Source organism: Bacteroides sp. 51 (assembly GCF_010500965.1).
Lineage (GTDB): Bacteria > Bacteroidota > Bacteroidia > Bacteroidales > Bacteroidaceae > Bacteroides.
Genome location: NZ_QVMI01000018.1, coordinates 24,854 through 40,099, shown reverse-complemented (window position 1 = coordinate 40,099; position 15,246 = coordinate 24,854). Strand labels below are relative to the sequence as shown.

Sequence of the window (15,246 nt, the reverse complement as noted above, 5' to 3'; positions counted from 1 at the left end):
TATGAGCATCGAATTAGGCAAATTCAATACCCTTGAGGTAGTTAAAGAAGTAGATTTCGGAATGTATCTGGATGGCGGCGAGCAGGGCGAGATACTCTTACCCACCCGTTACGTGCCCGAAGATTGCAAAGTGGGCGACTGGCTGACCGTCTTTCTCTACCTGGATATTGAAGAACGCCTCATTGCTACAACCCTGACACCCCTTGTGCAGGTCGGAGAATTTGCCTGCCTCGAAGTGAACTGGGTCAATGAATATGGTGCATTCCTGAACTGGGGATTGATGAAAGACCTCTTCGTACCCTTCCGTGAGCAGAAAATGAAAATGCAGGTAGGCCGCGAATATGTGGTTTATGCCTATGTAGACGATGACAGCTATCGCATAGTAGCCTCCGCTAAAGTCGATCGCTACCTGTCGAAAGAAACTCCCTCTTATGAACCGGGCGATGAAGTCGATATCCTGATCTGGCAAAAGACCGATCTCGGATTCAAAGCCATCATAGATAATGAGTTCAGCGGCTTACTGTACGATGGGCAGATATTCCGCGAAATATATACCGGCGACAGAATGAAAGCCTACGTCAAACAAGTGCGTCCGGATGGAAAGATCGACCTGATGCTCCAAAAGACCGGAGTTGAACATGTCGGCGACTTCTCGGGCACCCTCTTGCAGTACATCAAAGATAACGGAGGCGCAACCCCCCTCCATGATAAAAGTGATGCGGCAGACATCTATGATACCTTTGGCGTAAGTAAAAAGACATTCAAAAAAGCCGTAGGCGATTTATATAAAAAACGCTTGATCATCATTACCGGCGAAGGATTGAAACTGGCCGATTGAACCGGTTTTTAATCTTTCCTCTACAGATAAATTGAACACAGAGGCACAGGGACACAGAGTTTTTATTCTTTCTCTGTGTCCCTGTGCCTCTGTGTTCATTAATTATTTCTATTCTACTCGCTTATAAATCATTCTTTTTATGTAAGTTTGCATCAGATAAAAAACAAAACATATATATATTTAGTCTAACACTATCAAACCATGAAGCAGAAAATAATGCTCCTGTTTACTATTGCTCTGTTGTCGATGAGCAATACCAGTTTTGCAATAACCGATAAAGAACTTCACGAAGAAGCTCGTTTTATTGCCGATAAAATAGCATACCAGTTTGGTTTTAACAGAGATCAGCTTAACGATGCCTATGAAATCAACTACGACTTTCTTAAAGGTGTTTATGCCATTCAAGACGAACTCATAGCCGGCAATGATAAAGCCATAGCCAAATATTACGCCCTGCTCGATGCACGTAACTCAGATATGCTTTGGCTCATGGATCATAAACGCTATGCAAGTTATGTAAGATCGGAAGCCTTATTCCGCCCTGTGTATGTAAAAGACGGACAACTAAAACTGCGCGTTTATGACATTTACGATGAAGGCAAACTGCTCGCAGGAAAAATTAAGAGATTTGGCAAATACAAAGGAGAGCATAGCCGCGAGAAGAACGATAATGAAAGCTACTACCAGGGAAAGCACCGGTTTGTTTTCTACGGTGAACAGCCACGCTTGCTCGATCTGCGCAATAGAGGCAAACTCGAAGCAGCGCGTAGGGTAGACTTTGGTAAATAATCATACGGAGAGAGTTCCGTAAACCCTCATACGCATAGGGGAAACCCTATGAACGAATAGAGAGAATCATTAGGGCGGGGAGTTTCCTCGTCCTATTTTTGTTGCATAGAAGAAGAATACTAACAACTAAAATATTCTGTTATGAAACGATTGATGATTATACTATTCGCCATTGGGATGACTACCATGAGTAGCACAAGTATGGCAAGCATGAGCAAAAGTAAAGTGCGGAAAGAAGCTCGTTTCCTTACCGATAAAATGTCTTATGAATTAGGACTCAATGCCGGACAACGCAACGATACATACGAAATCAACTACGACTTTATCTACTCTGTTCGGGATCTGATGGACGACGTATTAAGTGGCGAAGAATGGGCAATGGACCGCTATTACTACCTGCTCGATATCCGTAATGATGATCTGCGTTGGGTGTTAAATGACAGCCAGTACCGCAGGTTCGTACAAGTAGATTATTTCTACCGCCCGATCTATGCCAGTGGTAACAAATGGAGTTTCCGTATCTATTTTACGTACACCAACCATAACCATTTCTACTTTGGAAGGCCATATCATTACACATCATATCATTACGACCACTACCGCCATCACTATGATCATGTAAGTTATTATCGCAATAGATATAACCATAAGGTTTATGTGAACTTCCATAGCGTAAGAGATCGTAGGGTTTACAACACTCATCGTTCTTCGGACTTTAGTTCGGTAAGAATCCGCCCGAACACAAGCAAACCGAGAGTATCTGTAAATTCGGATCGTCGCCCGAATGCTCCAAGAGTAAGTACCGGAAGCAGTTCAAGCAATAGGAATCCTTCTACAACTGTACGACCTTCAAGTTCTACCAGCAGCAGCCGCCCGAGTAGTAGCGTTACCACTAGACCATCTGCTTCTACCAGCAGCAACCGTCCGGCTAGCAACTCTGGCTCTTCTGTTAGTAAACCAAGTAGTTCAAGCTCTGGCAGTTCCTCTAGCAGTCGTCCGAGTAGTAGTAGTGTTAGAAACTCAGGTTCCAGCAGCAGTAAAAGCTCCAGTTCATCTGTAGGGCGTAGTTCCTCCAGTAGTAGCAGCAACCGTAGCTCAGTGAGTTCCTCTTCCAGTCGGAGTAGCTCTTCAAGTTCAAGCAGTAGCTCCGGCAGAGGTAGCTCAAGACGATAAGTTTTCTCTTTCCATGACGCATCCGGATGGGTGCCTATAAAAATCCCCGGCAGATCCCCTCTGCCGGGGTACATTGTTTTAATACATGCAAAGTTTACGGAATTAAGGAATATTCTTGTTATATTTGTAACAACCTCATTCTATCCTACCAGCCTGAACCTTAGTAAACTGTTGAGTACGTTTTACACGTTTACTCTGTCCTTTTAGTATACGTTTCATTTATCTCAAATATACTTATATGAAGAAAATTGTTCTTTTTGCTTTAGGCATTGCCTTTAGCATGAGCATATTGGCTCAAATGCCCGAACGTACACCCGAGAATGTTCAGAAGTACAAGGAAATCTGCCGTAAATATATCTATAAAGATATGAAAGGCATGTATCGGGAAGCTGGTGGAGCTTTAAAATATCCGTTTCTTGCCCCCGGAAGTAGCCAATATCTGGATATGCTTTGGGACTGGGATTCGTGGTTGAGTAATGTTGCCCTCCGTCAGATTCTTCTGGAGAACGGAACAGACAAAGACCGCGAACAAGCATTGAAATATGAACAAGGATGCGTACTCAACTCTCTTCACTATGGCGGTATGGATGGTTGGATTCCCATCTGGATCGAAAGAGACGCACCGAGCCGGGAAGAGATGCTTAAAACCCGCAATCCCTGGAAGAGCAATATGCATAAGCCCACTCTGGCACAACATGCTGCATTTATAGTTAAGAATATGAATGGCGATGCCGAATGGCTGCGCGATCACTTCTATGTGCTTCAGGCATTTGTAAGCAAGTACCTGAATTTCCACCGGCATAAAGCTACCGGACTGATGTATTGGGAAACCGATGAGGCTATTGGTGTAGACAATGACCCGAGCACATTCTACCGTCCCCATGCAAGTTCCGGATCAATCTATCTGAATGCCCTGATGTATAAAGAACTACAGGCCATGAGTTATCTGGCTGCTTGCCTGAACCTGCCCGACATTTCCCGGTTTTTTGAAGAAGAAGCTGGGGTGTTGAAAAAGAATGTACAGGAGCATTGCTGGGATCAGCGCGACGGATTTTATTATAGTGTAGACTTGAATCTCCTGCCGGTTGAGAAACCCAATATTGATGCTTTGTTGCCAGGTAAGCTGTATCTGCATGTAGGCCAGCCCCGCGATTACGACTGCCTGATTCAGCGTTTCAGCGTATGGAGTGGTTTCATGGCGATGTGGGCCAAAATCTGTACGCCGGAACAAGCAAAAGAAATTGTTGAGCGGCATTTCCATGACACCCGTTCTTTCAATTCGGCGGCAGGCATACGCACGCTTTCTCCCCAGGAGAAGATGTATAATGTTCGTGCAAGCGGTAATCCATCTTCCTGGCAAGGCCCTATATGGATTAATGTGAATTACTTGGTGTTCAGGGGCTTGGTCGAATATGGATTTGTAGAAGAGGCCCGCGAACTGGCCGGGAAAACCATTCTTTTATTAGGCAAGGATTATGAACGGTTCGGTGCATTGCATGAATATTATTTACCCGACAATGGCGAACCGGTCTTAAATAAGGGCTTCCAGAACTGGAATCTTCTAGTGTTGAATATGGCTGCCTGGTTGGATGGCAAGCCGGTTATAGCTGAGTTTTAGTGTATTATAATTGGTTGAAAAAGTATCATTCCGGGGTGGTGGTTTTGCTTAATTGGCTTATATTTGTATTCAAATATACAGATGCTTACTATGAATACACCTTCGCCTAATATTATTCGTGAGATCACCCCGCTTTCCGATAAAGATTGTTTTTATATCGCCGAACGACATAAAACGGAGTTTACGTATCCCATGCACAGTCATTTGGAGTATGAACTTAATTTTACCGAGAAAGCTACCGGTGTGCGCCGTATTGTTGGCGATTCGGTAGAGGTGATTGGCGACTATGACCTGGTACTGATTACCGGAGAGCAGTTGGAGCATGTGTGGGAGCAGCACGAATGCACTTCGAAGGAAATCCGCGAAATCACCATCCAGTTTTCGTCCGATTTGTTTTTCAAGAGCTTTATTAATAAGAATCAGTTCGATACCATTCACCGGATGCTCGAACGGGCAAAGAAGGGATTGTGTTTCCCGATGTCGGCCATCCTGAAAGTATACTCAAAGCTTGATACGCTGGCGTCCGAGAAAGAGGGCTTTTATGCAGTGATAAAATTCCTGACCATCCTGTACGAACTCTCATTGTGCGAGGATGCCTATACACTATCCAGTTCTTCATTTGCCAAGATTGGTGTTCATTCGGATAGCCGGCGGGTTCAGAAAGTTCAGGAATATATCAATGCGCATTATAAAGAAGAAATACGCCTGAACTACCTGGCCGATATGGTGGGGATGACCCCGGTTTCTTTTAGCCGTTTCTTTAAGCTACGTACCGGAAAGAGTCTTTCCGATTACATTATTGATATCCGTTTAGGATTTGCCGCCCGTCTGTTGGTGGACTCTACCATGTCTATTGCAGAAATCTGCTATGATTGTGGCTTCAATAACCTTTCTAACTTTAACCGCATCTTCAAGAAGAAGAAAGAGTGTTCGCCCAAGGAGTTCAGGGAGAATTATCGAAAAAAGAAGAAGCTGATATGATGCTTTATTTATAACTAAAAACACCTATATGGAAAAGATACTTCTTATAAATCTGTTATTTTAATTAAATCTAAACCACGACTACTACCTTTTAACTACTCTTAAAATAAGTGTAAAAAAGATTTCCTGTACTAAAACTGGAGCTTAAATCTGAAATTACTTTATCTAAAGTTAATTTTACCGGATGTTTATTGTCTGTTTGAAACCTTTTAAGGGAAGCGCTTGTTCCAAGTGAATTAATCTAAACTGACAATATTGTAAAATTAAAATTGTGAATTATGTACAAGAAATCTTTTTTGGTTGCTTTCATAGCAGCAATGGCAGTCGTAGGATTTGCCTTTACTTCATGTAGTGACGATGACGACACACCTTATGATGTAGACTCTGTTATCTCTTTCGAGAACGTTATGTCAATGAAGGAATTTGTTCAAAGCGGAACATTTAAAGGAACTGATGGGGCTATTGCACCCGGCGAGTCGGTTAGCATTCAGTTTAATGCAGGTACCGGACAGCGTTTGATGTTCGCTACCATGTATGGTTACTCTAACGATATCTTTTTTGCTCCCGAAAACCCTGGTCTTGAGTTATTCAATGAACACGGAGTGGCTTATACGGGCGATGTATCTTCCAAAATCCATATGTGGGATAATGGTACGCGTGTAAATGTACAACCCGGTGCAGGTATCGCGCACCCCGGAACGGCAGAAGATGGAACAATTAAGAAGGTTGAGCAGGAAGATGCTCAGGGTAACTTATATCGGCCTGCATCCGAACTGGTCAAACTTAATTTAGCTTTTGATGCTACTACTTCTACGTTTACATTGACTATTAAGAATAATAGTACGGGTACAATTAATGAAACTCCGTTGTCGCCTGGAGTATGGGCGGTTTCAAACTTCCTGGATGGTAAACTCGTGAAGTCTGAACCATTCTTTAAAGAAGGTTCTAAGTCGTCTGCTCAGTTAACTACTCTTGCCGAAACGGGTAACAACGAACCACTGGGTACGCTTTCATCAGAAATGACAGGTATAATAACAAGTCTTTCTCCTGTACTGGTTGTTGTTTATAGTGGCGATGTCAATCCAATCTATCAGTTGGGGCAGAAGCAAACGAATATCGGTTTGAAAGAACTTGCACAGACTGGTGATGCTTCTAAGCTGAAGTCTTCTCTTGAAGGTATGGCCAATGTGAGAAACGTTTATATTGCAAATAGCAAGTCTCTTCTTCCCGGTGATAAAGCTGAAACCCAGTTTAAAGCGTGGGAAAATGATAAAATAGCATTTGCTACAATGTTTGAGTCTTCTAATGACTGGTTCTATGCAAATGGCGAAGCTGTTCTGGCTACGTATACAGGTGATCTTACAGGCAAAACCGTTTTATTGGATAGTGGAACAGGTATTAATCAATACCCGGGTGCCGGTAATAATCAGGCATTATTTGATGGTGTTCCTCAAGCGGAAGATAATGTGGTTTCGGCCGTTGGTACTACATATCCGGTTCCTTCGGTGGCAAATGTGATTAAGGTAAGTATCAGATAAACGTTGTCTTTTCATACGTAGTTATGAGTTGTGGCTCGTCACGCTCATGTCTATAAGAGGGGACATAGGTCTATCTCGGTGCGTCATTGCGAGTCGCCACTATATTAAAATATAGAACTATTTGTAATGACAATATCCACCCCCCCTGCCCCCGCCAGCGGGGGATACCTGCGGCATCGTATCCCCCGCTGGCGGGGGCAGGGGGTGGATATTGTCATTGGTAGGATTTATCCGAAGCAATCCAGTTCACAAAGTGTGAAATCTGGATTGCTTCACTATGTTCACAATGACGTGATGAGATAGACTTATGACACCCCTTTTTTATAATGTAAGGCATATCATTTACCCGGAATATTCTTCTCCTTTATCTGAGGATGCCTTGGGTGGGTAAACACGAATCTTGCTCCTTGCGTATAGTTCTCGTCCACCCAAATATCTCCGCCCAATAAGTTGATGGTGATTTTGCAAATGGCCAAGCCTAGCCCGGTGCCCTGGGCATACTCGTCGAGTTTTTCAAAACGTTCAAATACTTTCTTTTGTTTCTCGGGCGGAATACCGCAGCCTGTATCGGTGACACTGAAAATGACCTGATCGTTTGGCTCATCTTCGCGGATGCTGAGTGTAATCGTTCCCTCGGAGGTGAATTTTACTGCGTTGGACATCAGGTTGATCAGCACTTGTTGCAGTCGTTGTACGTCGGTGATTAACTCGTAGGAAGTGAACGGTGCATCGAGAACGAAAGATAGATTACTCTGGCGGGCATACCGGGTGGTAGAAATGACATTGTTGGACAATGTTATGAGTTCGCAGGGAACGAGGTTGAAGGTTACCCGGTCGGTTTCCAGGCGCGAGATATCAAGAATATCGCCAATCAATCGCAGCAACAAGTCGGAGTTGGCACGGATGATTTCGGAGTAGGACTTACGTTCTTCTTCTGATATTTCCGATGTGTCTTCGTTAAGTAGGATACTGGAAAACCCGACGATTGCGTTGAGTGGTGTGCGTATTTCGTGGCTCATGTTGGCCAGGAATGATGATTTAAGACGGTCGGATTCTTCGGCTTTCTCTTTGGCGGTACGCAAATCCTGCTCCCGTTCTTTGTCCTTGGTTACATCTTCTACGCGGACCACTACGCCGGTTAGTTTGTTTTCGTTGTCAAACACCGGGGTGGCCAGCATCGAAGTGAAGCGGTGGTCGGGCGACTCGATGGTAGTCTCGGCACTCTTTCCGGTGGCAATCGCTTCTTTGGCGGGACAGAAGTCGCACACATGGTCGAGGCCGTAAAATGCCCGGTAGCATTCCATGTTTTGTTTTAGATCCGAATGGCGGCGAAGGCTCCCGCCCATTTCGTTATACCATTTGACTTTATAGTCGGGTGTGATGAACCGGATGTCGGCTCTTAGGTTGTTGAGAATAAGAATGTTATTTGCTTCGGACTCTTCCAATGCTTCTTTGAGCTTTTTTACCCCGAAGAAGTAATAGAAAACCACCAGATAGCCCAACAATAGCAGTGCCAATAGCGAGACGATCGCAATTAACGGGTACTTCGATCGCTCTGCACGTGGCTTGGGTTGAGGCAATTCCGGAATTTCCGGGGTTGGGGATTCGCTTAAAGTGGCGGTCTGGATGGAATCCGGTAGGGGAGACTGGGCATAGCTACTACTTGTTGGGAAAAACACCATAGACAAAAGTAATAACCCGGTCGAAATATAAAAATGCTTAAAGTTGAAGTGTCGAATGAATTTGCCCATCTCTCTTAAATGATAATTGCTGTTCTGTTACTCTGGCTCGCCGTAAAAATGGCAAAGATATTACAATAGTTCGTTAAATGGAACGATTTATATCGTAAAATATATAATTTACTTTATTGATTATTAAATAAGTAGCGTATCAATACATTTTGTTTTTGTATCTTTGCCTCTTGAATATATTGAGTTGGAAAATTTGTATTGTTATGGAGTCTTCTTACTTTTCTATGGTTATTTCCCAAATTGACTGGGTTTGGTTCGCGTTTTCGGTTGTTGCGGCGTTTGCAGTGGGTGCCATCTGGTATTCGCTGATCTTTTTCAATACCTGGAGAGCGGTTTTTAAGGTCGATATGCCCGACCAGAATTCACCGCTAGGTTGGATTCGCTCTTTTATTGTCCAGTTCGTTACGGGTACGATGCTCGGCTTGGTATGTTTTGTATTGGCTTCCGTATCGATAGGATTTGCGGCATTCACCGTAGTCACAATCGCCGGATGGCAGATGTGTACCATCACTTTCAAGTACGGCGATTGGAAACGGTTTCTTCAAGCTGTGATGATCGAATCGGGATATACGCTTGCGTGCGGGGTAATTTATATCCTTTTTTCGCAGATTTAATTCTAAACTTTAAGTTGTTTTATTGGTTCCCCTTTATTTTCGTTTCAGCACGTACAAATCGGCTAAATCTCCGGTTACCTCTTTCCCATCCTGATCGAGTGCAACCAGTGTATTTCCTCTTACTAAATACTGTTGTTCCGGGTCGTTGTCGAAAGTGAGTATGCTTTTTCCTCCATCCCATTTGTAGACTCCGCTTTCGACAAAAGTGCTCTGCTCCATATTGTCCTCGCCCAGATAGATACGTTTAATTACATACTTGCCATCGTTAATTGTTATTTCCGTGTCGATTCCTGAGCAGTCGGCACATGGCATTGTTCCTGTGTAGGTACCTTCGTATTTCGTGCTGTTACAGCCAACGAAGATGAATGCAGTGATAATTGTTATCCATGCAATGTTAAAGATTTGTTTGGCTTTCATATTGTTATTCTTCTAATTTTAGATATAACAAATAAAGTTCTCCAGTTGTTTACGGAAATTAATTCTTGAGAGAAAAAGCGGAATCTTTTTAATATTAAATTGTTGATTCCGCTTGCTTTGTGTTAATTTGTTGTATTCGACGAACTTATGCAACCAGATTCCCCTCCGTGTCGAAGGTAAGTAGATCGGCATTTTCCACCCGGATGTTATATCCTTTCTGATGGCGTTTGATGTAATACACTTTACTGTGTCCATTCTCTTTCAGATAGGCAACGATCTTGGCCGGTAGCTCGTTCTCAATAAAAGCCGTTGGGATTTCTACATTAGGTAGATTGGCATTGTTGATTGAACGTATAGCCGCCCATTGACGTGTGGTGGTGTCAATATATAAACGTACTATTTTATTGTTGTTTCTATACGTATATAAATAGTAGCACTCAAAAGGTGAGGATATTTCAGGTGTAAGCTCCCTAAGTGTCCAGGTTTCCGAAGGATAATAAAGTTTCATCAGTGCTTCGGCTTCCTTGTCACTATTCAGAATTTCTCCATTTGCGGAGATGAGGGCAGAATATGTACTATATATAAAACCACATATACCACTTTCGTAACAAGAAATGTTCAACGGGAAGGCTTTACCCTTTGGATCGGCGTTCAATGCTTCTACGACTTTTTCGGGCATCTCGTTCTTGATTACATCATGTAGAATGCTGTTACTCACAGCAGAACTTTTTGCCTGAATCCATTTGCCACCTTCGTCGAATATAATGTTGTAACTGGCATAGTTATAGAAACGATAATATGTATGCCCATTCTCACTGGCGCGCATCAAACTGTGCTCATAAATCTCGTCCTGAAGATTGTATCTCTCTAAAAATGCGATTGCTTGTGATGGGAATTCATCTCTGGTCAGTAACTCTGCCAAGAGAGAACGATCATCCGAGCCTGTGGTTATTCTGTAGCTTTTCTGGTCGGTAGTTTTTACCATTTTCTCCAGTCCGTGTTCGTTAAGAGTTCGGATAAGAGTGACTTTAACTTGCGGATTGCGATCCAATAGTTTGATCAGCGTCTTCGAGTTTAACAACTTATTTGCTGTTTCGGGCATTCCACTGGGTGCGGTGATTCGATAATCGCCCCTTGTACCGTAGTGAATACTTATCCCGCCACTAAGGGTAAGGTCGTACTGTTTGCCTACATATCCTTGATATTCAGTACTTATTTTAGCGTTATCTATGGTGTTTTCCGGGAAATATTGCATCACGAAGCCTTGTACCGCTTCGGGCAAATCGTCTACACCAAACTGGTGTTTGTCGTCATCATGACACGAGTAAAAGATAGTCGATAGAATAGCGCACAGTAATAGAAGCAAGATTTGGTTAAGTTTAGTTTTCATATTAGTCTGTATTTGATTTGTTAATGCGAATATACTAATAAATGCGTTTATTTGCGATTTACTGCATGCACAAACAAAAATGTTTGATAACAGAAAATAGTATCACTAATGGATAAAATAATACTGGATATATTATATATATTACACTAATTTTGCATCATCACTTCAATATATCTGATAACCATGTATAAACACATTCCCGCTTTAGCGCTTCTGGCGCTCTGTCTGTGCCTTTTTGCCTGTTCAGAAAAACAGCCACCCGCTTCTTTTATTCATATTGAGAATGGTCAGTTCATCAAGAACAACCAGCCTTATTATTACGTTGGTGCCAACTTTTGGTATGGTGCAATCCTTGGTTCGGAAGGTGAGGGTGGTAATCGCGACCGTCTGCATAAAGAGCTCGACTTCCTGAAAAGTATCGGCGTCGACAATCTCCGCGTGCTTGTCGGTTCCGACGGCAACCGGGGTATTACCGCAAAAGTAGAACCCACTTTGCAGACTGCTCCCGGCGTATATAATGATACTATTTTAGCCGGACTTGACTATCTTCTGGTCGAAATGTCCCGGCGAGATATGTCCGCCATTCTTTACCTCAACAACTCCTGGGAGTGGAGTGGGGGATATTCGCAATACCTTGAGTGGGCCGGCTATGGCAAGGCTCCTGTTCCCGCAGTCGACGGATGGCCGGCTTATATGGAATTTGTGCAACAGTATGCAACTTCCGACAGCGCACAGAAGCTTTTCACAAACTATGTGAATAATATGGTTACCCGTACCAACCGTTTTACCGGGGTGAAGTACACGGAAGACCCTACTATTATGTCCTGGCAAATAGGCAATGAACCGCGCGCTTTCTCCGACGAGAACAAAGAACCGTTTGCCCGCTGGATGGCTCAGGTGGCGGCACAAATCAGAACGTTAGATAAAAACCACCTTATTTCTACCGGCAGCGAAGGCAAACACGGTTGCGAACAGGATATAGACCTCTTCGAACGCATTCATGCCGATGCAAATATTGACTATATGAATATTCATATATGGCCGTACAACTGGGGATGGGCGCCCAAAGATAGTCTGCAAGAAAGCCTGCCGCGTGCCATTGAAAATACAAAGAAGTACATCGACGAGCATCTCACTGTGGCTGCTAAATACAAGAAACCCGTAGTACTGGAAGAATTCGGCTTCCCGAGAGACGGTTTCCAGTTCTCCAAAACATCACCCACCCGTGCGCGCGATGCTTATTATACCTACGTGTTCGAATATATTGCCGATGAAGCAACAAGAGGCGGACTGCTTGCCGGATGCAACTTCTGGGCGTGGGGAGGCTTTGCCGAACCTTCAACAGAGCATGTCTTCTGGCAGAAAGGGGATGATTATACGGGCGACCCTGCACAGGAAGAACAGGGACTGAACTCTATTTTTGCCTCGGATAGCACGATTGGGATTATTCGTGCAACGAACGAGAAGTTGCGCCCTATTACAAAATAAACATAATAACATATACATATACTGACAATGAAAAAACTCACTGCATTAATCACACTTTTGCTCCTGTTCACCCTATCTGGCCTCCGTGCTCAGAAATTCGAAGGCCTTGCCGAGACTCCTCCTATGGGCTGGAACAGCTGGAACAAATTCGCCTGTAATATCGACGAAAACCTGATACGCACCATTGCCGATGCAATGGTTGAAACCGGACTGCGTGATGCCGGATACATCTACCTCAATCTCGACGATTGTTGGCATGGCGAGCGTGATAGCCTCGGTTTCATCCAGCCCGACCCTGCGAAATTCCCCTCCGGTATGAAAGCCCTGGCCGACTATGTACATTCCAAAGGACTTAAAATCGGTATCTACTCCGATGCCGGACGGAAAACCTGTGGCGGTCGCCCCGGAAGTTTCGGCCACGAATACCAGGACGCTTTGCAATATGCCAAGTGGGGTATTGACTATCTTAAATACGACTGGTGCGAAACCGAAGACATCAACCCGGTAGGTGCTTACAACCTTATGCGCGACGCTATCCATGCCGCCGGTCGCCCCATCTTATTCAGTATGTGCGAGTGGGGGACGAGCAAGCCCTGGCTTTGGGCAAAAGACACCGGACACATGTGGCGTACCACAGGCGATATCTACAACTGCTTCGATTGCATCGACCAGCATCCCGGTTGGGCTGCCTTCGGTGTGCTTCAAATCCTTGATATGCAAAACGGGCTTCGCCAATATGCCGGCCCCGGTCATTGGAACGATCCTGATATGCTGGAAGTCGGCAACGGGCAATCAGTAAATCAAGACCGTGCCCATTTTACGATGTGGAGTATGCTTGCCGCTCCGCTTATTCTTGGTAATGATATACGCAATATGACTCAGGAAACGAAAGATATCCTGATGAATGCGGAAGTTATTGCGGTAAATCAGGATAAGCTAGGTATCCAGGGCTTCCGCCATTTGGTAGAGGATGGACTGGAAATTTGGTTCAAGCCTCTCGAAAATGATGACTGGGCGTTTACTGTACTTAATCGAACTACCGAACCGAAGTCTTATACCATTAATTGGGAAAAGCTCGATCTTTATGATGATGTAGCGAAACGTTTTACGAATTTCGATTCCAACGTTTATAGTATTCGCAACCTGTGGACGAAACAAAATGAAGGGGATACGCGTAAGGTGAAAGAAGTTACTGTTCCCGGACATGATGTGGTGCTTTACCGTTTGAGTAAGAAGAAATAAATAAACGGGTACCCATTTCATGCAAAACAAACAAAAACAACAAAAAAATGAAAAGATACATGGTGATTGGTTTGTTTTTAGGTATTTCGCTCTCCTTGCTTGCCCAGGCAGGCAAGGAGCAGGCGAAATTCGACTACCGCGTATTACTAACCAACAACTGGGTGTTCTATGCACCCCAAACGCCGACTGTTCAAGTCGTGGCAAAGAATACCTCCAACGCAACAGAGGTTGCCACCCTTCAACTCGAAGTAACCACCGACCAGTACCGGCCGATAACCACCCTCGGACAAACCATCAACCTGGCAAAGAACGATTCCACGCAAATTGATTTCTCCTTCATCCTTCCCACCCCCGGTTTCTACCGCTGTCAGCTAATAGAGAAAACCGCCAACGGACAATCCACCGAAGTCAAGAAATTCAATATCGGCTACGAACCTACGGCAATCGTTTCCCTGCCCGATGCACAGCCCGATCTAAAAGAATTTTGGGACACGACAAAAGCAGAACTAGCCAAAGTAGCCCCTGAGTATAAACTCACCCTTATCCCCGATTCGTCCGATAATCGCCGGAAGCTTTACCGCTTGACCATGAAATCCTTTGGAGGAGTTGAAATCTCCGGTTATTATTCCACTCCAACGAAAAAGGGTAAATACCCTGCCATCATCTCCTATATGGGGTATGGCTCTAAGCCTTGGGCACCGGGTGGCACTCCCGGTTACGTAGAGTTTGTGTTATCTGTTCGCGGTCAGGCATTGCAAGAATCTGTCAATACCTACGGCGATTGGATTACCTACGGACTCGATGCGAAAGAAAACTACTACTACCGCGGTGCATTTATGGACCTCATTCGTGCTATTGATTTCGTTGCCTCCCGTCCCGAAGTCAACACCGGCCAGATATTCGCCGAAGGCGGGAGCCAGGGCGGAGCCTTCTCGCTGGCTGCCTGTGCCCTTGATAGCCGTATTCGTGCGGCCGCACCAACCATCCCTTTCCTTTCCGACTATCCCGACTATTTTAAAATAGTACATTGGCCCGCCCAACCGATACTAAATAAACAGCGGGAGATGGGATTGAGCGATGCGCATTTATACAAACTCCTTTCCTATTTCGATATTAAAAACCTGGCCGGCTGGATACAATGCCCTGTGCTTATGGGCGTCGGACTGCAGGATGAAGTTTGTCCGCCGCATACCAACTTCGCTGGGTTTAACCGGATTACCTCCGAGAAAAAGTATTATATCTACCCGCTTAACGGCCACAATACACCGGATAGTTGGTGGAATACGAAGATGGAATTCTTCGGAACCATGTTAAAATGAGAATCGTACCACTTAATGATAAAATTGTACTTGTTTTAACACACCATCACCCTCTATCTTTGCCAACAGAAAAGTTATAAAAATGGCC

General features: G+C 44.3%; 12 protein-coding genes and 1 pseudogene. 10 read left to right on the top strand and 3 right to left on the bottom strand.

The annotated features are described in order from the left end of the window. The first annotated feature begins 1 nt into the window (after window position 1). The 6 genes from D0T87_RS14290 (at window position 2) to D0T87_RS14265 (ending at window position 6,937) form a co-directional block, all read left to right on the top strand. The gene (locus D0T87_RS14290) at window positions 2–838 is read left to right on the top strand and encodes a S1 RNA-binding domain-containing protein (protein WP_163175820.1); all 837 of its coding nucleotides are present in this window, start codon (window positions 2–4) and stop codon (window positions 836–838) included. Between the two features lie 201 nt (window positions 839–1,039). After that, window positions 1,040–1,627, top strand: coding sequence for a hypothetical protein (locus tag D0T87_RS14285; protein WP_163175819.1), 588 nt, complete (start codon window positions 1,040–1,042; stop codon window positions 1,625–1,627). Window positions 1,628–1,768: 141 nt separating this feature from the next. Then, a complete protein-coding gene (locus tag D0T87_RS14280; RefSeq protein ID WP_163175818.1) occupies window positions 1,769–2,800 on the top strand; it encodes a hypothetical protein in 1,032 nt (343 codons plus the stop codon). A 238-nt stretch (window positions 2,801–3,038) separates the two neighbouring features. Continuing rightward, complete coding sequence (locus D0T87_RS14275; protein ID WP_163175817.1) at window positions 3,039–4,418, top strand: trehalase family glycosidase; 1,380 nt, start codon at window positions 3,039–3,041, stop codon at window positions 4,416–4,418. 90 nt (window positions 4,419–4,508) lie between these two features. Further along, window positions 4,509–5,399, top strand: coding sequence for an AraC family transcriptional regulator (locus D0T87_RS14270; RefSeq protein ID WP_163175816.1), 891 nt, complete (start codon window positions 4,509–4,511; stop codon window positions 5,397–5,399). 278 nt (window positions 5,400–5,677) lie between these two features. Then, window positions 5,678–6,937, top strand: coding sequence for a spondin domain-containing protein (locus D0T87_RS14265; RefSeq protein ID WP_163175815.1), 1,260 nt, complete (start codon window positions 5,678–5,680; stop codon window positions 6,935–6,937). 338 nt (window positions 6,938–7,275) lie between these two features. Here D0T87_RS14265 and D0T87_RS24630 read toward each other — a convergent pair. Next, window positions 7,276–8,028 (bottom strand): annotated as a pseudogene (locus tag D0T87_RS24630) (sensor histidine kinase); the annotation flags it as partial. 863 nt (window positions 8,029–8,891) lie between these two features. Here D0T87_RS24630 and D0T87_RS25095 point away from each other — a divergent pair. Beyond that, complete coding sequence (locus D0T87_RS25095) at window positions 8,892–9,302, top strand: DUF1761 domain-containing protein (RefSeq protein WP_370526851.1); 411 nt, start codon at window positions 8,892–8,894, stop codon at window positions 9,300–9,302. Between the two features lie 33 nt (window positions 9,303–9,335). Here D0T87_RS25095 and D0T87_RS14250 read toward each other — a convergent pair whose 3' ends face one another. Then, window positions 9,336–9,719 (bottom strand): copper resistance protein NlpE, encoded by a 384-nt coding sequence (locus tag D0T87_RS14250; protein WP_163175812.1) that lies wholly within the window; start codon window positions 9,717–9,719, stop codon window positions 9,336–9,338. 145 nt (window positions 9,720–9,864) lie between these two features. Continuing rightward, window positions 9,865–11,109 carry a PepSY-like domain-containing protein gene (locus D0T87_RS14245; RefSeq protein ID WP_163175811.1) on the bottom strand — a complete coding sequence of 415 codons (1,245 nt, stop codon included), beginning with the start codon at window positions 11,107–11,109 and terminating at the stop codon, window positions 9,865–9,867. A 183-nt stretch (window positions 11,110–11,292) separates the two neighbouring features. On the opposite strand from D0T87_RS14245, the gene D0T87_RS14240 reads away from it, so the two are divergent. Genes D0T87_RS14240 through D0T87_RS14230 form a run of 3 tightly spaced genes read left to right on the top strand, consistent with a single transcriptional unit; the run spans window position 11,293 to window position 15,158 of the window. Then, window positions 11,293–12,597: a beta-galactosidase gene (locus D0T87_RS14240; RefSeq protein ID WP_163175810.1), complete on the top strand. Its 1,305-nt coding sequence runs from the start codon at window positions 11,293–11,295 to the stop codon at window positions 12,595–12,597. 27 nt (window positions 12,598–12,624) lie between these two features. Next, window positions 12,625–13,839 carry a glycoside hydrolase family 27 protein gene (locus D0T87_RS14235; protein ID WP_163175809.1) on the top strand — a complete coding sequence of 405 codons (1,215 nt, stop codon included), beginning with the start codon at window positions 12,625–12,627 and terminating at the stop codon, window positions 13,837–13,839. Window positions 13,840–13,886: 47 nt separating this feature from the next. Continuing rightward, window positions 13,887–15,158 carry an acetylxylan esterase gene (locus D0T87_RS14230; protein ID WP_163175808.1) on the top strand — a complete coding sequence of 424 codons (1,272 nt, stop codon included), beginning with the start codon at window positions 13,887–13,889 and terminating at the stop codon, window positions 15,156–15,158. The last annotated feature ends 88 nt before the right edge of the window (window positions 15,159–15,246 follow it).